The following is a 23,306-nucleotide window of genomic DNA, read 5'->3' on the forward strand; positions in this document are numbered from 1 at the left end:
TTCGGTCTCCTGCGAGCAGGAGAGGTCGTTCCCTGTGCTATGATGCGCTATTGATATGTCACTAAGTTGGCGGAGAAATGCGGCGCGGGGAAGGCCACGGTGCTCACGTTCTGCCAGCAGTTCGTGTTCCTGCTGCCCCTTATCGCAGTGGCTCCGCTCGTGCTGCTCGGCCTGCTCGGCGTCGGCCCGCTCATCGCCGTATTCTGGGGCATGTTCGCTGCCGATCTTGCTTCGACGGCCCTTACGGCTGCCTTTTTGGCGAAAGCCGTAAAGGCCCTCAGGGAGGGGAACGCGCCGGTTGCAGCGCAGCAGTGATGGGGCGGTTGGCCGGCCTCGCTCCCTTGACGGCAGGATTGTCTCGCAGATCAAGCAGGGGGGACGAAAAAGCTCCCCGAAGGGAGCCGTTAAGTTTCTGGCGGAGGCGGTAGGATTCGAACCCACGGTACCTCGCGGCACAACAGTTTTCAAGACTGCCGCCTTCAACCACTCGGCCACGCCTCCCAGCAAGCCCTAAGGATACCACAGCGCCCATTCTTTCGCATAGAATTTCTTTTATCGGTTGTGCAATGAAACTGTGACTATTATGCTTAAAAATACTTAGTATCCAAAAGTTATACTTTTATCTGCACGTAAAAATGAATTGATAAGAACATATGTTTGTGATAGGATTCTCAGTAAAAGAGGAGAAGAGAGAGAAGGGGAGTCAGGCAAGGGGGATTTTCCATGCAGACCTATAAAATACTATATAAAAGTAGTATCATTATTCTAGGAGTTGATACCCTATGAGAATCGTATGGTATCGGCGGCCGTCGGGCTCGGTTCCTATGGAAGAGTATCTCGATGCTATTGACAAGAAGCTAAGAAGCAAGACGCTGCGATCCATCCAACTGCTCAAGTTGTATGGTCCGCATATCGGCGAGCCAGACTCGAAGCCATTGGGAGATGGCCTCTTCGAATTAAGGACGTCGGTCGGCTCAGCAGCGGGGCGGGTGTTGTACTTCTTTGTCGTTGGTGACACCGCCGTGCTTACCCATGGGTTTCTGAAAAAGACCCAGAAAACACCTCGACGGGAAATTGAGCGGGCGGAACGTTATAGGGCTGATTTCTTATCTCGTTCTAATAGGGAGGTTGATGATGGCCAAAGCGAAAGATGATTTTGACCGCTACCTGGAACGGCAGTTGACCGACCCAGAGTTTCGGGCATGTTGGCAAGCGGACGAGGCCGAATTTGCTGCCCGAAGAGCAATCATTGAGGCGCGCATGGAATCAGATATGACCCAAGCTCAGTTGGCTGAAGCCTCTGGCATTGACCAACGGGTGATCAGCCGCATCGAAACAGGCAACGCTAACCCCACCGTGAGAACTCTGGGAAAGCTCGCCCAAGGCTTCGGTAAAAAGCTGGAGATTCGCTTCGTGTAGAGGGCTGTGCCTGGCACCGTCGTGCCCATGACGTGCCGCAAGCTGCCAAGCTCTTATCCCTCCACCAAATCGATGGGCTCTTGTTGGGAATGGATGCCCAGCTTCTCGTAGGTGTGGCGGATGTGGGTGGCGACGGTGTTCTTCGGCAGGTAGAGCGAATCGCGAATATAGGGGCGGCTGCGCTACGCCTCTGGCTGCCAGGGGGCGGGGTCGGCGGGATAGATCTCGGTGGTGATTTCCCCGACGGCCTCATTGCCCTCGTTGTCGAGGGCGTGGGCCTCGTAGGTGCCGGTGGCAAGGTCGAAGCGCCACGTGCTATACGGGGGCTCGCTGGGGTGCGACTCGTGGGATACGGCGCGATGTTCGGTGCCATCGGCACCGACGCACCACACGTCGCGCACGCCGCTCTCGTCGGTGAAGCGCAGCACGGTGAGGTTGTCCTCCACGCGCACGCTTTCCAGGTGGGGCGCGGCGGTGTCGATCTCGGCCGACGAGGCCGCCGGCACGGCCGCCTCGTCAATGGTGACGGACTCCGGTTCTGGCGCCGGCGCAGCAGGGGGTGCCATGACGGCAAACGCGATGGCCCCTGCCGTCACGCCCACGGTGGCCGCGCCCACGGCGCCGGTGGCCAGCGACAGCCAGGGTCGCCGCCGTTCCAGCGCCCGTGCGCCGGCGGCCATGCGCGATTCCACGGCATCGGCCAACGCGCCCGACAACCCCAGGGCACCCCACGGCGCCAGGCCCATTTTCGTGCGCAGGGTCAGAAGCGCCCGCGACAGGGTGCGCTTCACGGTGTTGCGCGACGATTCCAGTGCCTCGGCGATCTCGTCGATCTTCGCACCCTGGTAGTAGCGCATCACCACGCAGGTGCGCTCGAAATCGGTCAGCTCGTCGCGCAGCGCACGGGCCAGCCGAGCGCGCTCATCGGCCGCCGTTACCACATTGGCGGGGTCCACGCTGGTGTCGTGCAGGGCGGTAGCCACCTCGTCGGGCGCGTCGTCGGCCCCTTCCAGCGCGTCGGCATCCAGGGGCACCGTGCGCCGCGGCCCGCTGATGCGCTCCAGGTGCTGGCGGCACAGATTGCGTCCCACCGACCCCAGATACCCCAGCACGGCCGTGGGCTTCACGTCCTGGATGTTGCGCCACACGATAAGGTACTGCTCCTGCAGCACGTCGGCCGCCGCCTCGTAGCCGATTTTGGCCGCGATCAGGCAGAACTGCGCTTGGGCGGTGCGGCGATACAATTCCTCGAAGGCCGCGCGATCGCCGGCTTGCGCCCGCATGACCAGCTGGGCCAGCGCCTCGCGATCCCGTTGATTCCGCGCCACTGCGCCACCGCCTTCCGCCTCGCTTGCGTTTCGTGGCGCCTATCATAGCGTGAACCCATCCCCAGCGAAAGCGCCCAATCGGCCGCTATTCCCCAAAAAGGTCGGAATGCGATCCTGCACGAACCGCAGTGAGAATGAGTTGCCCGCGATCAATTCTGTAGATGAGGAGCCAGTCGGGTTCAATGTGACATTCTCGATGATCTCGATAGCATCCGGACAGCTCGTGATCTCGCATGGCTGCGGGGAGAGCTTCGCCGGCGAGAAGGCGGTTAATAGCTGCATCGAGTTTCTTCTTGCTCTTGCCTCGCTTAAGAGCGCGTCGGATATCTTTTTTGAACTGAGAAGTGATGGCGAGCTGGTATTTATTCATTGTCGTCGCCGAGAATCGCGTCCCACATCTCATCAGTGCTTGCAAAAGGACCGATGAGGTTTCGTCCCCCAGCTGCATCTGACATGGCCTGTAGGGTCTCGTCGCTGAAGCCGTAGGGGTTTGAAGGGTCGAAGGGGAAACCACCACATCTGTTGAAGGCACTGACGAACATGCGGATGGCATTGCTCGGTGTTGTGCCAATGCTGTCACAGGTGGCGATGAACGTTGATTTTTCGTCGCTACGAAGCTTTGAGCTAATGGGCTCCATTACCGTTGCGCTCATGGAAACCTCCTCGGTAAGATAGTAAACTTAGTATTATTAAGTATACCTCAGATTTTCAAGGATGTGGACTTGCATAAGCAGACTGCGATTTTCTTGGCAAATGTTTGTGCGGTTGGGTTTGCTGGGGTGTTGGTTTTGATGGTTGGCGTGGTTTTTCGGGGTGGTGGGGGAAATTTTGGGCCGTTTTCCCTTTTGACGCGATTCTTCTTGTGATGAAGTGTTCCTATGGGCCCGGCCGGCGTGAGAGAGGCGGCGGGCTAATCGAGGAGAGACGGCCATGAGAACCCAAAACGCGCCCCGTGCTATCTCGCTGACCAGGGGCAAGACGACTGTCGACGACTGGGAAGAAGGGGAGACTTCCGGGGATCGAAAACGCGCTGGGGGGTGGGTGCTTCTGAGCAAGGTGCTGAGAGGCGCCTTTGCTGTTTTATTGGCCTCGAGCTTGCTGCCGCTGGTGCCTGGAGCGCCCACTGTGGAAGAGGCTGCAGCAGATGCCGGATTCGCAGGCACGACGAATTACGGAGATTTTTTCCAGGTGCTCAACTATAGCGGTAAGCCGGGCCGTATCACGGGGAACACCCTGCGCATCGCGTCGACGCTACAGCGCGATCACTATATCACGCGGTACAATGATACCTACTGGGAGAGTTGTGCCATCTTTGTAAGCAAGTTCCCGGTCTCCCTTCGGCACAGTTGGACCGTGACGTTGGGGTATAACTGTCCTGACCCGGTCTTTAATGAGTCGATAAACTACACTAAGCACACTATTGGGGTAGGTTTGAGCCTGGTTGCAACCCCAACGCTTGCCAATAGCCCGGTGTGGTCGTGGGACTACGATGGCCTCGCCTACAACTCTCCCCGCCGCACGGAGGGTTTTACGAAACTCAGATATGTCCAGGATAATACTATTTATAACAAGGAATCTGTCCGGTGGTGGAGGAACGGGTCTGGGGTATTCACCTACGATGCCTCTACGAACACGGGAACCTTGACTATTGGGGGTAGTACGGTTTCAGCGGGCGATGTCCGCGAGGCGGTGGGTGACAAGGGATGGCTCTACCTCGGGGGAGCGTTCGAGTGGTTTCCCTATGGCCTTGATCCCAATTCTCCTCGACCGCCAGGTAACCTGGAGTCGACGGTCACCTTCAACTCCATGAGTCTTCCCTATCTTGATCCCGAGATATCGGGAGTGGCTGTGTATCGCGGGGATGGCTCGCGGGTGGGACAAGACGATGCACTTCTGTCGGGGGAGTGGGTGGAAGTCCGCTGCACGGTGCGCAACAAGGACGGTGGGGCCGTCCGCAATGGCTATAAGGAACGCTATGAGATGCACCTGGGAGCCCTCGGCGATGAGGGGCATCCCACGGTGGGGCTCAAGGGTGAGGTTGATTCGAGCCATCCGGTCAAGGTAGGCGGTCGCGTGGTAGCCACGTCCTTGAAGGAGGCCACGCCATGGAGCGATGGGGGAGTTCCCGTAGAGCTGGTCGGCAATGATGGCGTGGAGGTTTCCTATTGGGCGCGGGTCTCTGCCGACGGTACTGAGGTGGAGCTTTCAAACCGGCTCTCCGAGGACTCGTTCAGAGGCGAGCGCTGGCACACGGTTCATCTGGTGAACGAGCACCCCCTGACCGCCGCTCCCGGCGATGCCGACCCCGACGACCCGTCGTCGTGGGGGACGCCGGGACACGACTACCACTACACGCGGCTGCCCGCGGCCAATGAGAACGGGTGGAACACGTCTCCGGTCACCGTCACCTTCTACCCCGGGGACTACGACGTCATGGAGCTGACTCCCTCGGAGGGCGGCGCGAAGTCGCTCACGAGGGCCGACCCGTCGTGGACGCGCACGCCCGACACCGCCGGCATCGACCTCGGCGCCCAGGCGCGCAACAGCTCCACGGGCGCGGTGTCGGTGCAGAAGGCGGGCAAGGTGAAGATCGACACCTTGGCGCCGCGCATCGAGGGCGGCGGGGCGCTGGGATACGTGCTGACCGACAAACCGACCGACGCAGCCAAGGCCACCTCGGGCGTGTGGCGGCTGCACCGCACCGATGCGACGGGCGCCGTCGCCGCAAGCGCGCGAGCAACCGCGTTCCGAGAGTTTCCGCTGACGGGCGCCGACAACGACAAGAGGGGCGACGAGGTTCAAGCCGTCGGAGCGCTCCCGAACGGCTACTACCGGGCCGAGGACGCCGCGGGCAACCTGTCGGCGCCGCTGAGGGTGTCCTCCACCGAGCCGCCCGCCGTGGATCGGCCCGCGGGCAGCCTGGCCGACCCGGGCGACCCCGGCTACGCGCCGCCCGTGGGGCCGCCCCTGGGCCCGGGCTCCGACCCCGTGCCCGGCCCGACCGTCAAGGAGGACGGCGAGGGCCTGCGCCACGCCGTCATCGAGGAGACGGTCTCCGAGATGATCGACCCGGCGGCTCCTCCCTTCGGGGGCCTTTTGGAGCCGGACGAGGCGACCGCCATGATGGACTACCGCTACGCGGCGTCCTCCACGGCGGCGCCCACCACTAAGGTGGACACGCTGCTGGACGACGCGGGCGACCCGATCGCCTCCTTCGACACCAAGGTGCCCGGCGAGTGCACGGTCAAGCGCGTGATCACCGACGCCCAGGGCAACACCACCACCATCCTGCTGCATTATTCCACCATCCGGGATAACTGCCCCGTGGTGCGTCCGATTGTGCCGGTCGACCCCAACGACCCCGACGGGCCGAAGGCGCCCGACGATCCGCTGTCCCCCTCGGGGCCGGTGACCACCGATCCCGACGGCACCCAGCACGCCACGGTGGATTGCGAGGCCACCGAGGCGACGGGCCCGGGGACCATAGACCAAGTTGGCGCGCTCGCCCTGCTGCAGCGCCACTTCGATGTGGCGACGCTGGCTGACGCGCGCGCTCATCTGACGGTGCAGTCCATGAAGGAGCTCGCGGGCGGTGATGTGTCGTCCATCGACCTTTCCCGCCCAGCGGATTACCTTATTACTTATCTGGCCGCCGACGATGAGGGCAACACCACCACGGTGCGCCTGACGTATCATCTGGTTAAGACCAAGGCTCCGGAAGTGAAACCGCACCCCACGCCCACCGATCCCAACCCCGCGCCCCTCGAGCCGAGCGATCCTCCCCATATCCACCCCGACGGCACGCACCACGCGGTGATGTCCGACAAGCTGCGCGTGCCCGCCCGCGCCGGCGAGGCGCTCTCGCTTCAGGCCGCGCGCGAGCTGATGGAGGGCCGCTATACGTTCGCCGCCCTCGGGGGTGGTGCCACGACCGAGCGGTCGCTGACGATGGCAACGGCCAACGGCAATCCCGTGGGATCGATCGACCTGTCGAAGCCCGGCACCTACCTGATCTCCTGCACGCGGGCCGATGCCGATGGCAACACCGCGACGGTGAACCTTACCTACGAGGTGTTCCGCGACGAGTGCCCGCCGATCCGGCCGCTGGAGCCGATCGACCCTGCCGACCCAACGGGACCGCAGAAGCCCGGAGAGCCGATTGAGCCCTCGGGCCCGGTGACGGAGGGCGCGGATGGCACGCAGTCCGTCGAGGTGGACTGCTCGGTGACCGAGGCCGTCACCCACGGCACCATGGATGCTGCGGGTGCCGAGGCCCTGCTGCGCCGCCACTTCCTGCCGACCGACGTGGACGGTGGCGACAAAGTGACGGTGACCGTGCAGTCGATGAAGAACGCCGCCGGCAATCAGCTGTCGACCATCGACACCTCCCGCGTAGCCGACTACCTCATCACCTACCTCGTGCGCGATGCGAAGGGCAACACCACTACGGTGCGCCTTACCTATCACCTGGTCAGCTCCAGCATTCCCGGCACCATCGTCACGCCCGACCCCGGCACCGACCCGAATCCGCAGCCGGGCGACGACCCGCTGAATCCGCGTCCGCGCCCCATCGATCCGGCTTATCCGCCCACCGTCGCACCCGACGGCACCCAGCACGCGGTGATCGAGGACGCCATGTACGTGAAGGTGCGGCCCGGCAGCAGCCTGACCATGGCCGACGCCCGCAGCCTCATGCTGCGCCGCTATGCCTTCACGCCCGAGGGCGGCGGTGCGGTGACCGAGCTGGCACTGGCCCTGGCCGACGGGGCCGGCACGGGCGTCTCGTCCATCGACCTTTCCCGCCCCGGCTCTTGGCTTATCACCTACAAGGTGGCCGACCAGAACGGCAACACGGTCACCGTTCGCCTGCGCTATGTGGTCACATCCAGCTCGCCCTCGGTGACGCCCTCGCAGCCCGGTGGGCCCGAGGGGCCGGGTGGCAGCGACCCCGGTAATCCCGGCGGCACGCCGTCGGGTACGCCGCTGACGCCTTCCGAGGTGGTCGTGGATCCCGACACGGGCCTGACCCGATCTGTGGTGGAAGACCACGTGATCGTGAGCACAGCCGACGAGCGGGTAACGCCGGAGGCCATGAGCGCGTTCATCGCGAGCCGCTATGCGTTTGCGGCCGATGATGGCGCCGCAGGCAAAGCGCGCGCCGCGCTCACGCGCGGCGAGGTGCGCCTGTTCGACGCCTATCGCAAGGCGGTCGGTTCCATTGATCGCTCGACTCCGGGCCTGTGGTATGCCGACCAGACGATAGCCGACGCGTGGGGCAACACCACCGAGCTGCGGCTCACCTACGAAGTGCGCGAGAGTACCGCCGGCGGCTCTATGAGCGGTACAGGAAACGGCAGCGGCGATGGCTCGGGTTCCGGCAACGGTGGCAACGGTTCGGGCGCGGGCAACGGCTTGGGTGACGGCGCGGGCAGCGGTTCTGGCTGGGCCTCCCGCATCCATGCCCTTCCCCAAACCGGCGGCATTTTGGGCCCCTGCCCGCTGCACCCTCTGTTCGCGCTGATGATTCTGCTCACCAGCGCCTACACCATGATGCGCTTGCGCCAAGAGGCGCGCGCCCGCGGCGAGGATGACACGCGCCGCAGGTGGGGAAGGAGCTGCTCGTGAAACCCTTCGACGTAGTGCTGTATATCACCGTCGGCCTCGGCGCGGTGATGCTGGCCAGTGTCGGTTTCTGCGCCGCCGACTGGGTGTGGGCCGCGGCCACGGTGCTGATCGTGATTTTCTGGTCGTGGCTGCTGTACCGCAAGATTCACCAATACGACGACGTCGAGGAAGAATAGTAGGCGCCCCGTCGGCCGTGGCTTCGCGAAAAACTGCCCCGATTTCCGTTTTTCCACCGTTACGGCCTGAAAACAGGGCGCGATTTCCCGATTTCCACGTTTTGGAGGGGTACAACGGTGGAAAACCGGAAATCGCGCCCGATTTTCGCCTCGGCACGTGGAAATTAGGGGATCGGGCTGCCCCCGGGGCTGCCGTTTGCCTCATTCGCTATAATTCCCGCTATGAACGAACATCGCACACCCGAGGAACAGCGCGCTCTGGACGAGCAGTACATGGCCCTGGCCTTGGAAGAGGCCCGGGCTGCGGCTGCGGCTGGCGAGGTGCCCATCGGGGCGGTGGTGGTGTACGAGCCCATCGATCGCGGGACGCGCCGACCCGTGGCGCCGCCGCGGGTTATCGCCCGCGCCCATAATCGCCGCGAAACCGATCGCGACCCGGCGGGTCACGCGGAGTTCATCGCCCTGAAAGAGGCCGCGCGCGTGCTGGATGCGTGGCGCCTGACTGACTGTACGGTGTACGTCACGCTGGAACCCTGCATCATGTGCGCGGGTCTGATGCACCAGGCGCGGGTGAGCCGTTGCGTGTACGGCGCGCCCGACCGGAAGGCCGGCGCGCTGGGAACGCTGTATAACATCCACGCCGACGAGCGGCTGAACCACCAGTTCGAGGCAGTGGGCGGCGTGCGCGAGAGCGAGTGCGTGGCCCTGCTGCGCGATTTCTTCCGCAGCCGCCGCAAGAAGCCGACAGCGAACCTCGAATAATGGGTGGTGGGTTCTTTGTCGTCTCGAGCGAAGCGCGTAGTGCGGGGCCGAAGAATCTTTGGATGGGCTAGGTTGAGGGTAGGACGGTCAAGGCGACTACACGCAAGTGCTCCGCCCGTGGAAAGGATGACGAATGACCGACAATGTTCAGCGGAACCGCGAGGCCGAGGTGAACCTGCTGGCCGCGGCCCGCGATGCCCAGTGGTCGCCCACGACGTTTCTGGGGCCCGGCTCACTGAAGCTGGTGTCGCCGGCGAAGGTGAACCTGCTGCTGGCCATCGGGGCTGCGCGGGCGGACGGCTACCACGAGGCGCGCACCATCATGCACGCCCTGGCGCTGCATGACACGATGTACGTGGCCGCCTCGCCGGCGACGGCCGACGAGATTGCGGCGGCTGCGACGGCCGCGCGTCCCGATGCGGCCGTGGGCGGCCCTGCGGACAACCTGCTGGCTTGTATCGATCTGTCGGATCGCACGGGCCAGGACTTGGTGGTGCCCGCCGCCGACAACCTGGTGTTCAAGGCGGCCGACGCCCTGGCCCGCGCCCTTGGCCGCGAAGAGGCGCAGCGTGTGGCGGTGCGCATCGAGAAGCAGATTCCCGCCCAAGGCGGCCTGGGCGGCGGCTCGTCGAACGCCGCCGCGATGCTGGTGGCCTTGGCTCAGCTTTGGGGCGTTTCCGCTGATGACGATCGCGTGGTGGCCGTGGCCCGCTCGCTCGGTGCCGACGTGGCGTTCTTCCTGCAGGGAGGGTGCGCTCAGCTGGGGGGCACCGGCGATGCGCTGGAACGCGCGCTGGTTCCGTCGCGCCAGGCGATGGTGCTGGTGAAGCCCGCAGCGGGCGTGTCTACCGCCGAGGCATACCGCCGCTTCGACGAGCAGCCGACGCCGGTGCAGCCGGCGGTGCTAGATGCGGCCTGCGCTGCTGCCGATGCCGCCGACGTGCCCCTGGCCAACAACTTGGCCCCTGCGGCCGAGGCCCTGCTGCCCGAGCTGGCTCAGGTGCGCGCGTGGCTGGCCGATCAGGTGGGCGCCGAAAAGGTGCTGCTCTGCGGCAGCGGGTCGGCCACCTTCGCCTTGGTCGACACCTTCGAAGCTGCCAGCGCCCTGGCCGTGGCGGCCAGCAAGCAAGGCTGGTGGGCGCGCCCAACGAGCCTGTCGGGCTTGCGCGCCGCCATCGTTCCCAGCCGCCGGTAACCCCGTCGCGGCCGTCGCGCCCCTGCGTGCTGCCATCGTTCCCAGCCGCCGGTAGCGCGCTACCCCGCCGTACGCCGGCTCGGCTCCGCTCTGCTCTGCCGCGAACGTAACGAACCTTTGGAGAGCGGCGGTTGTCGCGCCAAAACAGTCGGGCTGCCGATAAAATGGGCGAATACAACCGCGCTCGCCGAAAGGAGCATGCCATGGGACTTATCGCTCGCCTCTCTCGCATTGTGCCCCTGGTCATCCTGTTGGCGGTGGTAGCTGCCATCATCTATCTGGTGGTCACCTACCGCCATTCGCCGGCGCGGGCCAAAGAGGTGCTCATTCAGGTGTTCTCCTGGGTCTGTGGCGTGCTGAGCGCGCTTTTCGGCGCGGCATCGGTGTACGCGTTTTTCGACAACGCGCCGGCGGTGCTCGATCTCACGCTGAGCTTCATGGCCGTGGGCCTGGTGGGCCTGGCCATCACGCGCCTGTGCAACCATCGCTTTCTGAAGCATAACCCCCACTACCGCAAAAAGCGCCTGGCCGCCACCACCCATCGCCGCTGGCCCTGGCAACGATAGCTGCCAGTGCCTCGGCGGGAGGCGAGCTTGCCATCGAAAACGCGTCGCCTTGCGCCAAGCATGCCGCCACCGGCGAGCCCAGGGAACCAAACGCGCCGTTCCGGCAGACGATGGATGTTTTCTGTCTCATATGACCACTTTGGTTCCCGGAGGGTCTGGTTCGGCAAAATCTGACCAGGGGTTTTGTGGGAGTCGGGAACCAAACCGGCGTTTTGCGGCACCCCGAAGGGAACCAAAGTCGGTGTTTGCGACAATAATTTTCTCGCCCAAGGCGCAAACCGCCGATTTGGTTCCGCGCTGTGCCGCGAAACGGCCACGGCCGCATCGCATCGCGGTTCACGAGGGCTGCGACGGGCCTCTGCTGAGGCTTGGGCTCCCGTCGCTCCTGCGACCCCACGACGCCGCCTGCTCAGCAACAAAAAACGCCCCCAGTTGGGAGCGTAGCAGGCAAAGTGGCGGAGGAGTAGGGATTCGAACCCTAGATGCCCTTGTGGGGCATACTCACTTAGCAGGCGAGCACCTTCGGCCTCTCGGTCACTCCTCCGCGTAAGTTCGTATCTTACCCGAGCGGCGCGTTTTCTGCAACGGCATATTCGCCACTTTCGCAAAGACTGCCCTTTGCGGCGGCCCTACGGCTGCGGAAAGGGGCGATTGGGCGGGAAAGCCCCGCTGGCGGCCGCAGTTTTTGGTACCCTACGCACAGAGCATTGAAGCGGGCCGCGCGGGCGGTCGCGCAGGCACGAGGAAAGGAAACGCACGTGATTGGTCGCTACACCCGTCCGGAAATGGGCCGCATCTGGGAGCTTGAGAACAAGTTCGCCATCTGGAAGGAAATCGAGGTTTTGGCCTGCGAGGCCCAGGCCGAGCTGGGCCAAGCGGGCATCACGCGGGAAGAGGCCCAGTGGATCCGCGACCACGCCGACTTCACCGTGGAGGAGATCGACGAGATCGAGAAGGTGACCAACCACGACGTCATCGCCTTCACCACGTGCATGGCCAACTACATTGACGCCGACATCCCCGAGGGCGGCGACAAGCCGAGCCGCTGGGTGCACTACGGCATGACCTCCTCCGATTTGGGCGACACCGCGCTTTCCTACCAGGTCACCCAGGCCTGCGACATCATCATCGAGGACATCAAGCGCTTGGGCGAGACGTGCAAGCGCCGTGCCTTCGAGTTCCAGAACACCCTCTGCGTGGGCCGTACCCACGGCATCCACGCCGAGCCCATGACCTTCGGCATGAAGTTCGGCAGCTGGGCCTGGGCCTTGAAGCGCGCCCTCACCCGCATGGAGGAGGCCCGCGCCGTGGCCGCCACAGGCGCTATCTCCGGTGCGGTGGGCACCTACTCCTCCATCGACCCCTATGTGGAGCAGTACGTGTGCGAGAAGCTGGGCCTTACCCCCGACCCGCTGTCCACCCAGGTGCTGGCCCGCGACCGCCACGCCCAGGTGATGGCCGCCCTGGCCGTGACCGCCTCCACCCTGGAATCCATCGCCATGCAGGTGCGCCTGCTGCAGCAGTCCGACGTCATCGAGGCCGAGGAGCCGTTCACCAAGGGCCAGAAGGGCTCCAGCGCCATGCCCCACAAGCGCAACCCCATCACGGCCGAGCGCGTGTGCGGCCTTGCCCGCGTGGTGAAGGCGAACGCCCAGGTGGCCTTCGATAACGTGGCCCTGTGGTTCGAGCGCGACATCTCCCATTCCGGCGCCGAGCGCGTGGTTTTGGCCGACAGCTTCACGGCACTGGACTACATGTTCGCGAAGATGCAGTGGATGCTGGACGGCCTGCAGACCTACCCGGCCAAGATGGAGCACAACCTGTGGCGCACGAAGGGCCTCATCTTCTCCAGCAAGGTGCTGCTGGCCCTGGTGGACGCCGGCATCACCCGCGAGGACGCCTACGTCATCGTGCAGCGCAACGCCATGAAGGTGTGGGAGGATATCCAGAACGCTGTGGACGGCCCCACCTACCGCGAGCGCCTGGAGGCCGACGACGAGGCCGCCGCGCTGCTCACGGCCGAGAAGCTCGACGAGATCTTCGACCCCTGGGATTTCCTCACCCGCAAGGACGTGGTCTTCGACCGCCTGGAGGCCCTGGAGTTCTAGGGGCTCGCGCCGAGCGCCATCCCCCTGCCTCCAACGCAAAGCGCCGACCCTTCGCGGGCCGGCGCTTTTTTGTGGGCTATGAGATGGGTTTCGACTCTATGAGAAAAGCGGCACGTCTTCCTGCAGGAATGCTTCAAGCGGCCATTCGCGCGATCCGACAACCATGGTTTTCACCTGCGGGAATTGGTTGACGAATGCGGTGAGGTCCTTGAGCGATTTCGCGTGGCTTCGTCCCCTCGATCCGATCCTACTCGCTGCCGAGCAGCATCTGGATGCCCTCGGCGAGCACGTTGTCGCTCATAGCGCCGCGCAGGCCGCCGATGATGTTGCCCTCGGCATCGATGAGGTAGGTCTGAGGAATGCTCGTGACGCCGAAGGCCACGGCGGCACTGCTATCTACGTCGAAGTACACGGGGAAGGTGTAGTTGTTCTGCTGGATGAGCGACAGCGCCGAGGTCTCGGTTTCGCCGCCCATGCCCGTCATGTTCACGGCCACGAACTGAATCTGGTCGCCGTACTGCTCGTAGGCGCTCTGGATGGCCGGCATCTCGCTGGCACAGGGGCCGCACCAGCTGGCCCAGAAGTTCAGCAGCACGGGCTTCCCGCGGAAGTCGGCCAGGGTGAGCGTCTGGCCTTCCGTGTCGGCCATGGTGAATTCGGGCGCGGCGGTGGCGTTCGCGCTGTCGCTCGCACCGCTGCCGTCGCCCTCGGCAGCGTTGGCGCCGTTGCCGTTGGTGGAGGTGTCGTCGGTCGGCACCTCGGTGGTGGTCACCACGTCGCGGCCGGAGATAGATGGCTTCTCGTCGCCCGCCAGCACGTTGTAGGCGATGCCGGCGCCGATAAGCAGCACGGCAAAGGCCACGGCGGCGATGATGATGCCCCGGTGGGCCCTGCGGTCGGCCTGCTGCCCCTCGGGCGTGGCGGCCGCGCGGGTCTCTTCCTGCTCGGCGGCGGCTAGGGCCTCGCCGATTCGCTCGCCGCGCTCTTCGTGGGTCAAGGTCTTGGTCTCGGCCTCGCTCCCGGCCGTGCCTTCGCTGCGCGCGGCGCTCTCGCCGTTGATCTCGTTCTCGTGGTCGCTCATGGGGAACCTTTCTCTCGTTGGCGGTTAGCTCAGCAGGCGCAGAAAGCCGCCCAGCAGTCCCGTGGCCATCAGCACGCCCACGGCGACGAGGAGCCAGCCGCACACTTTGTTGATGATATCGTAATGGCGCTTGATCGCGTTGAACGCGCCCTTCAGCTTGTCGATGAGCACGGCGGCAGCCACAAAGGGAATGCCGAGGCCGGCCGAGTAGCACAGCAGCAGTATGACGCCCTGGACCACCGAGGCCTGCTGGGAGGCCAGCATGAGCGCCGACCCGAGGAAGGCCCCCACGCAGGGCGTCCAGCCGATGGAGAAGATGATGCCGAACAGCACCGACGAGAAGAATCCGAGCTGGCGTCCGGCCAGGGGGTTCTTGCCGCCGCGGAACAGATTCACCTTGATGAACCCGAGGAAATACAGGCCGAAGAGGATCACCACCAGGCCGCAGACCACGTTCACGATGGTTTGGTATTCGATGAAGAAGGCGCCCACGGTGGAGGCCAGGGCTCCCAGGGCAATGAACACGCAGGTGAAGCCGAGCACGAAGCCCAGCGCGTTGCGCAATACCACGCTCGTGCGCACTTCCTCGCCCGCGGCGAAATAGGTAACGTAGATAGGTATCATGGGCAGAAGGCACGGCGACACGAAGGTGATGATGCCCTCGAGGAACGTGATGAGATAGGTCATGGGCCCTCCAAGCCGTCGTCGCCATTGCCGTGCGCGCCGTGCGGGCCGCGCGTGCCGTTCGTGCTGCCGAGAGGTGCTGCGCGGCGCGTGGGTGTTGCCGTGGCGCATGCCGCCTGCGCCCTCGGCGCGGTTCTTTACCTTCGGCACCATTATTCCCGAAAACAGCAAGTCGCGCGACCTCCTCCACAGAAAGTCGCGCGGCCGTTACGCTGAAGATGCCGTCTTTCTCTAAAACTAAGAACTCAGCTGGTGCAAAGCGGGCGGGTTTAATGCGACGACGGCGCACTGGCGCAGCTCTCATTGGCCGTCGTCGCGTTTGGTGAGCTTCCGGAAGATGGCCACGCTCTCTGAGACTCTGAAAACCGTCATTTTCGTTGCATTTCAGATACCCAGTTTGATCAGGTGATTCTCGAGAAATACCAGGTCATAGGCTGAGAGGAAAATGACGGTTTTCAGAGTCTCTCCCGTCGGTGTAGAGGGGGCGTCTCGCGGAGGGGGCTCGCGGAGGGCGTCTCGCGGGAACGGCTCGCGGGGGAGGGGGTCGTCTCGCGGGAACGGCTGGGGGGGTGGGCTTCGGCTCCGCCCGCAGCGGCGGCGAGGACGTCTCCTGCAATCCTCCGTCAATCTGTTGGTTGTCAAAGCGGGGGTGCGGGCTTATGCTGGGGAAACTGACGTTTGCGCCGCGGCGCTTGATAAAAGGAGGCCCTATGGGCGGCTTGGTGGAAAGCGTGACGCGCCGGCGGTTTGTGTGGCTGGCGGCCCTGGGGGCGGGCACAGTGGCCCTGGGCGGCTGCGAGAGCGGCCCGCGGGGGCAGGCTCCCTCGGCGACGGCTTTCGACACGCCGGCCGAAGGTGCCGGGGCCAGCGACGACAACGGCGGCGACAGCGCGGCCGCCGAGGCCGAGGCCGCTCTGATGGCCCGCGTAGAGGCCATGACTCTGGAACAGAAGGTGGCCCAGCTGTTCGTGGTGGCCCCCGAGGCATTGGTGGAAGGCGTGTCCCAGGTGACTCAGGCGGGCGATGCCACTCACGAGGGCGTGCGCACCTGGCCCGTGGGCGGTATCGTGTACTTCGCCGCGAACCTGGTGGACCCCGACCAGGTCACTGCCATGCTGGCCAATGTGCGCCAGTTCTACGCCGACGACGGCAACGTGGCGCCCTTCCTTGCCGTGGACGAGGAGGGTGGCACCGTGGTGCGCGTGGCCGACAACGAGGCCTTCGGCGTGCAGGATGTGGGCGACGCGAGCGCTCTGGGGGCGGCGGGCGACGAGGCCGCAGCCAAGAGCGCCGCCGAGCAGATCGCCGCCTACCTGAAGCCCCTCGGCTTCAATCTGGATTTCGCGCCCGTGTGCGATGTGGTTGACCCGCTGCGCAGCGACACCATGGGTCTGCGGTCGTTCTCGTCGGACGCCAACGTGTGTGCCGCCACGGTGAAGGCCGAGGTGCAGGGCTTTCTCGGGGCGGGCATGCTATGCTGCGCGAAACACTTCCCCGGTATCGGATCGGCACCCGGCGACTCCCATACCGGCGCCATTACGGTGGAGAAGACCGCCGAGGAATTGGCCGCCGTGGACTTCGTGCCCTTCAAGGCCGCCATCGAGGCCGGGGTGCCGATGATCATGGTGGGTCACGTGGACTTGCCCAACATCGTGGAAGGGGCGGTGCCCGCGTCGCTGTCGAGCGCGGTGGCCCAGGGGATGCTGCGCGACACTTTGGGATTCACGGGCATTATCGTCACCGATTCGCTGGCCATGGGAGCGATTACCGACCGCTACAGCGCCGCCGAGGCCGCCGTGGCCGCGCTCGCGGCTGGCTGCGACGTGCCGCTCATGCCCGAGAACTTCCGCGAGGCCTACCAGGGCGTGCTGGATGCCGTGGCTGCCGGCGAGCTCACCGAAGAGCGCATCGACGAGTCGGTCACCCGCATCCTGAAGGTCAAGCAGCGATATATCGGCTTGTAGGGGTGGCGAATCTCGCAGGGGCCTTCGTGGGGATACGCCTGTAGGGGCGGCCTTCAGGCCGCCCGTCGACCCGTGGATCGCCCCTCTTGTGGACGAGCTGGAGCCCGCCCCTGCGAAGGCATGGGTGCGACCGTTCGCGAGGGTCCGGGCGTGCCCGTTCGCGAAGGCATGGGTGCGTCCGTTCGCCGCGCACCCCGCTCGCCACGGGCCGCCTACGCCCTAAACCGGCTGCCAGACGCGGACGAGGCAGAGCTTCGTTTGGTCGCCCTCGAGGGAGGTGTGGTCGATGTTGCTGTAGGTAATGGTGCGCGCCCCCATGTTGGTGGAGGCCAAGAACTCGCCGTAGCTGCTGGCGCCGTTCTCCAGGGGCAGCGACGTGTAGCGCTTCCCGGCCAGGTCGACGGCGCAGATGCCGCTCTGGCCGCGCATCAGCACCCAATCGCCGCACCAGGCCGGCGCCGACAGGGGGTTGCGCACGTAGTGGAACCACGGCTGGTCGCTGTAGGCCCTGGTTCCTCCGTTCGCCTGGGCCACGGGCAGAAAGCGGTTGGCCTCTGCGCCGTCATCCCCCTCATCTTCGGCGCCTTCGCCGGCGTCCAGCGGGGGATGCTCGAAGGGGGCCAGCGGCATGTAGGTGCCCAGGTTCGCGATGCCGTCGCCGTAATTGTAGATGCCGTCGAAGGCGAAGTTGAAGCCGGTCTTGCCGTAGCCGCATTCCAGCGGCTTCATGGAAGCGGGCAGCACCATCGCGTCGGTGACGGCCCCGCTGGCACCGTCGATGCGCGTGAGCTGGTAGTAGGTGCCGCTCGTGCGGGCCCGGGGCACCGCGATGATGGCGTCGCCGCAGGAGGTGGGCGCGCAGGCCATGCGGCCCTGGGAGGCGTAGACCACTTCCGCGTTGCTTGTGCCGAAGGCCGCGCGCTTCAGCAGCGAGTCCTCAACGCGGGCGTTGCCGTCCAGCTGGGGCAGGCGCTGCCAGTAGCCGTAGTTCGCGGCGCAGGCCAAGGTGGGCATCTCCCAGTTCACGTCGCCTTCGTCGAGCAGCTGCGGCTCGCCGAGGGTCTCGCCCGACAGGGTGGCGCCATACACGCGCCACACGCCGTCCATGATGTCGGCCTCGGTCCAGATGACGCCGGCGCTGTTGGCACGCACGTCGTAGATCTCGAAGCCCTCGGCCTCGCCCACGGCGTGTTCCAGCACCGTAAGGTAGGTGCCTGCTTCGGGGAAGATGAGTCCGATCTGGGCCAGGGGCTTGGCCACCTCGGTGGGCAGCAGGCAGGCGGCCACGGCGTCGTCGCAGCTCCACACGAGCGAGCCGAAGGGCAGCTTGATGGTGGAGGCGATGGCCATCACCGTGGACGAGTCCCCGATTTCCTCCAGATCGTTCGAGGAGGTGACCGCCTCGGCGGGTACCGAGAGGGTGGCTAGGGCGTCGTCGCCCTTGGTCTGGCCCGAGGCCCAGGCGGCCCCGGTGCCCATGAGGGCCAAGGTGGCGATGCCGGCCACGCCGTACAGGAAGTGGCGGCGGGTCAGCAGCACCTCATGGCCGCCGGGCAGCGTGATTTCTCGGCCTTCCTCGGCCTGGGCGCGGGGGGTGGGCGCCGGCGGCGTGCGGCGCACCTTCACCTTGGCGGCGTTGCCCTTGCCGATGTCGCGGGGCGCCGAGCCGCGCGGGGCCGACCCGCGAAAGGCCGCGGCGCGCGAGGCAGCGCGCTGGTGGGCAGCACGGGCTTTCCCCGAGGCGCTGGCGCGGGTATGGGAAGGGGACTTTGGTAGAGAAGCACCGCCGGAACGCTTCGGGGCGCCGCCGCGGGGGCGACGGGGCACGGAGGCGGCCGACCGGGTGCGGGGGGTTCGTTTCTGTGGCATGGGTGTATTGTGTCATTTCGCATACGCCTCGGCGACCGTATGGCGCTAAACGCTACAATAAACGCAAACACGACCGCCGGGCTGATATATATCGTGACCGGGAAGAATCCGCAGGTCATACATAGTGTCGGTTGAGGCGAACGAAAGCGTACGTCGGCGAATGACGAGGAGTACCTTTATGAGCAACGAAACACGACGCATTCTGCTCGTCGAAGACGAGAAGGCCATCCGCGACGCGGTGACCGCCTATCTGGAGCGCGAGAACTACTGGGTCACCGCCGTGGGCGATGGCCAGGACGCTCTGGAAGAGTTCCAGAAGCACCACTTCGATCTGGTCATCTTGGACCTCATGCTGCCCCGCGTGCCGGGCGAGCGCGTCTGCCGCGTCATCCGCGACACGTCGGATGTGCCGATCATCATGCTCACGGCCAAGGGCGAGGTGGAGGACCGCATCATCGGCCTGGAGCTGGGCGCTGACGACTACCTGGTGAAGCCCTTCAGCCCCCGCGAGCTGGTGGCCCGCGCCCGCGCCCTGCTGCGCCGCGTGCACGCCGATTCCGAGCCCCAGCGCGAGGTGCTGGAGTTCGGCGAGCTGACCATCGACGTGTCCGGTCACAAGGTGCTCGTCTCCGGCGAGGAGATCGATCTGACGGCCAGCGAGTTCAAGCTGCTCACCACGCTGTCCCGCTATCCCGGCCGCGTGTACTCCCGTATGGAGCTGGTGGAGAAGGTGCTCGGCTACGACTTCGAGGGCTACGAGCGCACCATCGACTCCCACGTGAAGAACCTGCGCGCCAAGATCGGCGACAACCCCCGCAGCCCGAAGTGGCTGCACACGGTGCACGGCGTGGGCTACCGCTTCGAGGACCCCACCAAGCAGTAAGGCGCTCCGGGCGGGCTGAAGGCCGCCCCTCCGATCGCCCCCGCGGCGCTCCGTGGCTTCGTGGCGCCTCGACCTGCGGCACTCCCCGTGGGGGCGGGCTTCAGCCCGCCCGTCAACCGAGGCCAACGCACTGTCGTAAACGAAGGTTCGCCGCATCCTGCAACAACCGGGAAAACCCCCGATTCTGAAGGAGCTCCATGACTGAAGCGGAAGCAAAGCCGCGCATTCTGGAAACCGCTGAAGAGGTCGCCCCGCCGGCGACCTCTTCGCCGTCTCCGGCGCGCAAAACAAGGAAGCACCGCCGCCTGCGGTGGTCGGACTTTTCCTACACTACGCGCGTGACCCTGGCCTTCGCGCTCATCGCCGCCATGACGGCTTTGGTGGCCATCGGCGTGGTGTCGTTTGTGTGGGAGCAGCACTTCCGCACCTATACGGCCGACAACATGAAGACGGTCTGCCAGACTACGGCCGACCGTATCGCCATGCTCTACGAGCAGTCGGGCAGCCTCTGGGATCCCGAGACCACCAAGCCCGCCGCCCAGGCCGCCGAGCTGACGAGCGGTGTGGGCGTGAAGGTGATCGACGACGAGGGCGAGGTGCCCTTCGACTCGTCGGTGGTCATCGAGGAGCAGCAGTCGGGCACCATGCGCTCTTTCGAGCCGCCCGACCGATCTCAGGTGGCTGTGGCGCCCATCGAGATACATAACGGCCAGGTGGTGGGCTACGTGCGCCTGTGGGTGTACGGCAGCGAGGCCCTCATGCGCCAGCCCGACCAGGAGTTCCGCGACAATTCCTACCAGGCCATGTTCATCGCCGCCGCTGTGGCCATCGTACTGGCCTCGTGCATCGGCTTTCTGTTCGCGCGCAACCTGGTGGCGCCTATCAACCGCATCATGGGCGCGGCGCGGGCCATCGGCAAGGGCGACCTGTCGGCCCGCACCAACCTGCACGGCGAGGATGAGGTGGCGCGCCTCGGCGAGACCTTCGATGCCATGGCCGAATCGGTGGAGAAGGACCGCGACCTGGAACGGCGCCTCACCACCGACGTGGCCCACGAGCTGCGCACCCCGCTCATGGCCATCCAGGCTACGGTGGAGGCCATGGTGGATGGGGTCTACGAGGCCGACGAAGAGCGCCTCGTCACGGTGAACTCCGAGATCCAGCGCCTGTCGCGCTTGGTGAACGCCCTGCTGAAGCTGTCGCGTCTGGAGAACCGCGCCGACCCCATGAAAGAGGAAGTGGTGAACGTGGGCGAGCTGATCGCCGGCATCGTCGCCACCCACGAGATGTTCGTGTCCGACTCGGGGCTCACCCTGGAATACCAGGCTCAGCCTGACGTGGAAGTGGTGGGCGATGCCGATATGATCCGCCAGGCCACGGCCAACCTCATCTCCAACGCCGTGCGCTACACCCCCGAGGGCGGCCACATCCAGGTCAGCGTGCGCAAGGGCGACATCATGGCGTCCATCGCCGTGAAGGACACCGGTATCGGGCTTTCCAAGGAAGAGGCGCGCATGGTGTTCTCGCGCTTCTGGCGCGCCGACGCCGGCCGTACCCGCGAGAGCGGCGGCTTGGGCGTTGGCCTGGCTGTGGTGAAGGAGATCGTGGATCGCCACGGCGGCTGGGTGCAGGTGGAAGGCGAGAAGGGCAAGGGCGCCTGCTTCACCATCCACATCCCGCTGTTCGACCCGGAGGCCGCCTCGGCCCGCGACCGCAAGGGCGCCCTTCCCCGCGTCGGTCACAAAAAGCCGGCGAAGTCGGGGAAGTAACCGCCCCGCCGGGGCCCTGTTGCCGCCAAACCGTGCGGTCATTCTGAAACCTTTGCCGTGGGGGCGCTTGTGCATGAGCGCCCCCACTTTTTATGCCATAATGAGCGGTACGCAAAATCGCGCTCGAAGTGCCGTTTTGGGGGGCATAGACGGGCGCGGACACGCAAGGAGAAAGGGCGCCCATGACGGGAATCGACATCACCCCCGACGCGCAGGGCAAGGTGCGCGACCTGTACGATCTGGGAGACAAGCTGCTGCTGGTGGCTACCGACCGCATCTCGGCCTTCGACTACGTGCTGGACGACGAGATTCCCTGCAAGGGCCAGGTGCTCACCCAGCTGTCTAAGTTCTGGTTCGAGCTTCTGGACGGCGTGGTGGACAACCATCTCATCTCCACCGACGTGGCCGACCTGCCCGAGCAGTTCCAGCCCTATGCCGACTACCTGCGCGGCCGCTTTATGCTGGTGAAGAAGGCCGAGATGTTTCCCGTGGAATGCATCGTGCGCGGGTATCTGGCCGGCAGCGGTCTGAAAGAGTACCAGCGCGAGGGCACCGTGTGCGGCATCGCGCTGCCCGAGGGCCTCGTGAATTCCTCGAAGCTGCCCGAGCCCATCTTCACCCCGTCCACCAAGGCCGAGATTGGCGACCATGACGAGAACATCTCGTTTGAACGCTGCGCCGAGCTGATCGGCGACGACGATGCCGCTGCCCTGCGCGATCTGGCCCTGGCCGTGTACACCGCCGCCCGCGACCATGCGGCGGCCCGCGGCGTGATCATCGCCGACACCAAGTTCGAGTTCGGCGTGATCGACGGCAAGATCATCCTGGCCGACGAGGTGCTCACCCCCGATTCGTCCCGCTTCTGGCCGGGCGATGCCTATGAGGAGGGCGCCGACCAGCCCAGCTTCGACAAGCAGTTCGTCCGCGACTGGCTTACGGCTCACTGGGACAAGACCGGCACGCCGCCGCGCCTGCCCCAGGATGTCATCGATGCCACGTCCGCCAAGTACATCCAGGCCTTCGAGCTGATCACCGGCAAGAAGTTCGACCCCGCGACGTTCTAGGGCCGATCGCGCCCGTCGCGTTCCACCGCACGACCCGCACGCCATCTAAAGGAGAAACACAGCACCATGTCCCAGCGCAACCCCATGAACGAACGGTACACCTCCGACGACCGTCGCGGCACCACCCGCAAGAGCGCGGCGTCCGCCAAGCCGAAGTCGAAGGCCGCCTCGTCGGTCACCGTGGTGCCCGGCGGCAAGAAGCCCAAGACCAAGGAGCAGATCAAGGCCGAGCAGCGCGAGGAGGATCGCAAGCGCCGCGAGTTCAACAACCGCTACTACAAGCCCGATACCCTGCGCTATAAGCGCCTGCGCATCGCCTGGTGGGTCTGCCTTGTGCTGGCCATCGGCTGCTGCGCGCTGGCCTTTATGGGCCAGGACTTCCTGTCCGGCCCGGCGGGCGTGGTGGTGCTTGTGCTCACCTACGTGTTCCTCATCGCCGCCTTCGTCATCGACCTGTGGCCGGTGCGCAAGGAGCGCAACGCCTACCAGGAGCGCATGCGCCAGGTGGAGCTGAAGCGCGAGAAGGCCGAGCGCGCCGCTGCCCAGCAGAAGAAGGGCACGACTAAGAAGGGATCGGGCAAGAACCAGAACCGCCACGCGGCCCAGAAGGCCGCCCCGGCCGCCGAAGAGGCGCCGGCATCGGACGAGACGCCCGTAAAGCCCGCGCGCCGCGGTCTGTTCGGCAGCGGCTTCCGTCTGTCCAACCGCGAGAAGATGCAGGCTGAGAAGAAGGCCGCTAAGGAGGCCAAGGCTGCCGCGAAGAAAGAGTCCGCCGAGTAGCAAGCGCCCGCGCTGCAGGGGCGCAGGGGCGTC

Annotated in this window: 21 protein-coding genes and 2 tRNA genes; 14 read left to right on the plus strand and 9 right to left on the minus strand. The window is 65.3% G+C overall.

Annotation, left to right across the window (positions count from 1 at the left end):
- Positions 1 to 66 precede the first annotated feature (66 nt).
- Positions 67 to 315, plus strand: coding sequence for a hypothetical protein (locus G503_RS0100680; RefSeq protein WP_156891843.1), 249 nt, complete (start codon positions 67 to 69; stop codon positions 313 to 315).
- A 98-nt stretch (positions 316 to 413) separates the two neighbouring features.
- Here G503_RS0100680 and G503_RS0100685 read toward each other — a convergent pair.
- Positions 414 to 501: transfer RNA gene (locus G503_RS0100685), tRNA-Ser, on the minus strand.
- A 281-nt stretch (positions 502 to 782) separates the two neighbouring features.
- Here G503_RS0100685 and G503_RS15850 point away from each other — a divergent pair.
- Positions 783 to 1,154: a type II toxin-antitoxin system RelE/ParE family toxin gene (locus G503_RS15850; RefSeq protein WP_084636178.1), complete on the plus strand. Its 372-nt coding sequence runs from the start codon at positions 783 to 785 to the stop codon at positions 1,152 to 1,154.
- Positions 1,132 to 1,419 carry a helix-turn-helix transcriptional regulator gene (locus tag G503_RS0100690; protein ID WP_028026066.1) on the plus strand — a complete coding sequence of 96 codons (288 nt, stop codon included), beginning with the start codon at positions 1,132 to 1,134 and terminating at the stop codon, positions 1,417 to 1,419. Before G503_RS15850 ends, G503_RS0100690 begins: the two co-directional genes overlap by 23 nt.
- Before the next feature lie 53 nt (positions 1,420 to 1,472).
- Here the strand turns inward: G503_RS0100690 and G503_RS16620 are convergent, their stop codons facing one another.
- From G503_RS16620 to G503_RS0100705, 4 genes are all read right to left on the minus strand, one after another.
- On the minus strand, positions 1,473 to 1,586 hold the full coding sequence (locus G503_RS16620) for a LuxR C-terminal-related transcriptional regulator (RefSeq protein ID WP_156891866.1): 114 nt from the start codon (positions 1,584 to 1,586) through the stop codon (positions 1,473 to 1,475).
- 15 nt (positions 1,587 to 1,601) lie between these two features.
- Positions 1,602 to 2,747: an RNA polymerase sigma factor gene (locus G503_RS15375; RefSeq protein ID WP_028026067.1), complete on the minus strand. Its 1,146-nt coding sequence runs from the start codon at positions 2,745 to 2,747 to the stop codon at positions 1,602 to 1,604.
- Positions 2,748 to 2,832: 85 nt separating this feature from the next.
- On the minus strand, positions 2,833 to 3,117 hold the full coding sequence (locus G503_RS0100700; protein WP_084636179.1) for a type II toxin-antitoxin system YafQ family toxin: 285 nt from the start codon (positions 3,115 to 3,117) through the stop codon (positions 2,833 to 2,835).
- Positions 3,110 to 3,400 carry a type II toxin-antitoxin system RelB/DinJ family antitoxin gene (locus G503_RS0100705; protein ID WP_028026069.1) on the minus strand — a complete coding sequence of 97 codons (291 nt, stop codon included), beginning with the start codon at positions 3,398 to 3,400 and terminating at the stop codon, positions 3,110 to 3,112. The genes G503_RS0100700 and G503_RS0100705 overlap by 8 nt, the downstream gene beginning before the upstream one ends.
- 1,036 nt (positions 3,401 to 4,436) lie before the next feature.
- Here G503_RS0100705 and G503_RS16165 point away from each other — a divergent pair.
- From G503_RS16165 to G503_RS12950, 5 genes are all read left to right on the plus strand, one after another.
- The gene (locus G503_RS16165) at positions 4,437 to 8,372 is read left to right on the plus strand and encodes a DUF5011/hyalin repeat domain-containing protein (RefSeq protein WP_169628131.1); all 3,936 of its coding nucleotides are present in this window, start codon (positions 4,437 to 4,439) and stop codon (positions 8,370 to 8,372) included.
- Positions 8,369 to 8,548: a hypothetical protein gene (locus G503_RS0100720; protein WP_028026072.1), complete on the plus strand. Its 180-nt coding sequence runs from the start codon at positions 8,369 to 8,371 to the stop codon at positions 8,546 to 8,548. The genes G503_RS16165 and G503_RS0100720 overlap by 4 nt, the downstream gene beginning before the upstream one ends.
- A 222-nt stretch (positions 8,549 to 8,770) precedes the next feature.
- Positions 8,771 to 9,310: a nucleoside deaminase gene (locus tag G503_RS12945; RefSeq protein ID WP_051190790.1), complete on the plus strand. Its 540-nt coding sequence runs from the start codon at positions 8,771 to 8,773 to the stop codon at positions 9,308 to 9,310.
- A gap of 133 nt (positions 9,311 to 9,443) precedes the next feature.
- Positions 9,444 to 10,505, plus strand: a complete 1,062-nt coding sequence (locus G503_RS0100730; protein ID WP_028026073.1) for a 4-(cytidine 5'-diphospho)-2-C-methyl-D-erythritol kinase — start codon at positions 9,444 to 9,446, stop codon at positions 10,503 to 10,505.
- A gap of 203 nt (positions 10,506 to 10,708) precedes the next feature.
- Positions 10,709 to 11,071 carry a hypothetical protein gene (locus G503_RS12950; RefSeq protein WP_035021232.1) on the plus strand — a complete coding sequence of 121 codons (363 nt, stop codon included), beginning with the start codon at positions 10,709 to 10,711 and terminating at the stop codon, positions 11,069 to 11,071.
- A 453-nt stretch (positions 11,072 to 11,524) separates the two neighbouring features.
- Here G503_RS12950 and G503_RS0100740 read toward each other — a convergent pair.
- Positions 11,525 to 11,615 (minus strand) — tRNA-Ser (locus G503_RS0100740).
- A 214-nt stretch (positions 11,616 to 11,829) separates the two neighbouring features.
- Here G503_RS0100740 and purB point away from each other — a divergent pair.
- Complete coding sequence (gene purB, locus G503_RS0100745; RefSeq protein ID WP_028026074.1) at positions 11,830 to 13,179, plus strand: adenylosuccinate lyase; 1,350 nt, start codon at positions 11,830 to 11,832, stop codon at positions 13,177 to 13,179.
- 247 nt (positions 13,180 to 13,426) lie between these two features.
- On the opposite strand, the gene G503_RS0100750 is transcribed toward purB, so the two are convergent.
- Together G503_RS0100750 and G503_RS0100755 are read right to left on the minus strand one after the other, a co-directional pair.
- Positions 13,427 to 14,260 (minus strand): TlpA family protein disulfide reductase, encoded by an 834-nt coding sequence (locus G503_RS0100750; protein WP_051190791.1) that lies wholly within the window; start codon positions 14,258 to 14,260, stop codon positions 13,427 to 13,429.
- A 24-nt stretch (positions 14,261 to 14,284) separates the two neighbouring features.
- Positions 14,285 to 14,947 carry a cytochrome c biogenesis CcdA family protein gene (locus G503_RS0100755; RefSeq protein WP_028026076.1) on the minus strand — a complete coding sequence of 221 codons (663 nt, stop codon included), beginning with the start codon at positions 14,945 to 14,947 and terminating at the stop codon, positions 14,285 to 14,287.
- A gap of 707 nt (positions 14,948 to 15,654) precedes the next feature.
- Here G503_RS0100755 and G503_RS0100760 point away from each other — a divergent pair.
- Positions 15,655 to 16,908, plus strand: coding sequence for a glycoside hydrolase family 3 protein (locus tag G503_RS0100760; protein ID WP_051190792.1), 1,254 nt, complete (start codon positions 15,655 to 15,657; stop codon positions 16,906 to 16,908).
- A gap of 219 nt (positions 16,909 to 17,127) precedes the next feature.
- Here the strand turns inward: G503_RS0100760 and G503_RS0100765 are convergent, their stop codons facing one another.
- Positions 17,128 to 18,777 carry a Tat pathway signal protein gene (locus G503_RS0100765; RefSeq protein WP_235715456.1) on the minus strand — a complete coding sequence of 550 codons (1,650 nt, stop codon included), beginning with the start codon at positions 18,775 to 18,777 and terminating at the stop codon, positions 17,128 to 17,130.
- A 178-nt stretch (positions 18,778 to 18,955) separates the two neighbouring features.
- On the opposite strand from G503_RS0100765, the gene G503_RS0100770 reads away from it, so the two are divergent.
- From G503_RS0100770 to G503_RS0100785, 4 genes are all read left to right on the plus strand, one after another.
- The gene (locus G503_RS0100770; protein ID WP_016310340.1) at positions 18,956 to 19,660 is read left to right on the plus strand and encodes a response regulator transcription factor; all 705 of its coding nucleotides are present in this window, start codon (positions 18,956 to 18,958) and stop codon (positions 19,658 to 19,660) included.
- A gap of 197 nt (positions 19,661 to 19,857) precedes the next feature.
- Positions 19,858 to 21,429: a sensor histidine kinase gene (locus G503_RS0100775; protein WP_084636180.1), complete on the plus strand. Its 1,572-nt coding sequence runs from the start codon at positions 19,858 to 19,860 to the stop codon at positions 21,427 to 21,429.
- Positions 21,430 to 21,611: 182 nt separating this feature from the next.
- Positions 21,612 to 22,493, plus strand: coding sequence for a phosphoribosylaminoimidazolesuccinocarboxamide synthase (locus G503_RS0100780; RefSeq protein ID WP_028026080.1), 882 nt, complete (start codon positions 21,612 to 21,614; stop codon positions 22,491 to 22,493).
- 66 nt (positions 22,494 to 22,559) lie between these two features.
- Positions 22,560 to 23,273, plus strand: a complete 714-nt coding sequence (locus G503_RS0100785; RefSeq protein ID WP_028026081.1) for a hypothetical protein — start codon at positions 22,560 to 22,562, stop codon at positions 23,271 to 23,273.
- Positions 23,274 to 23,306: the final 33 nt, after the last annotated feature.

It is taken from the genome of Adlercreutzia mucosicola DSM 19490 (genome assembly GCF_000422625.1).
GTDB lineage: Bacteria > Actinomycetota > Coriobacteriia > Coriobacteriales > Eggerthellaceae > Adlercreutzia > Adlercreutzia mucosicola.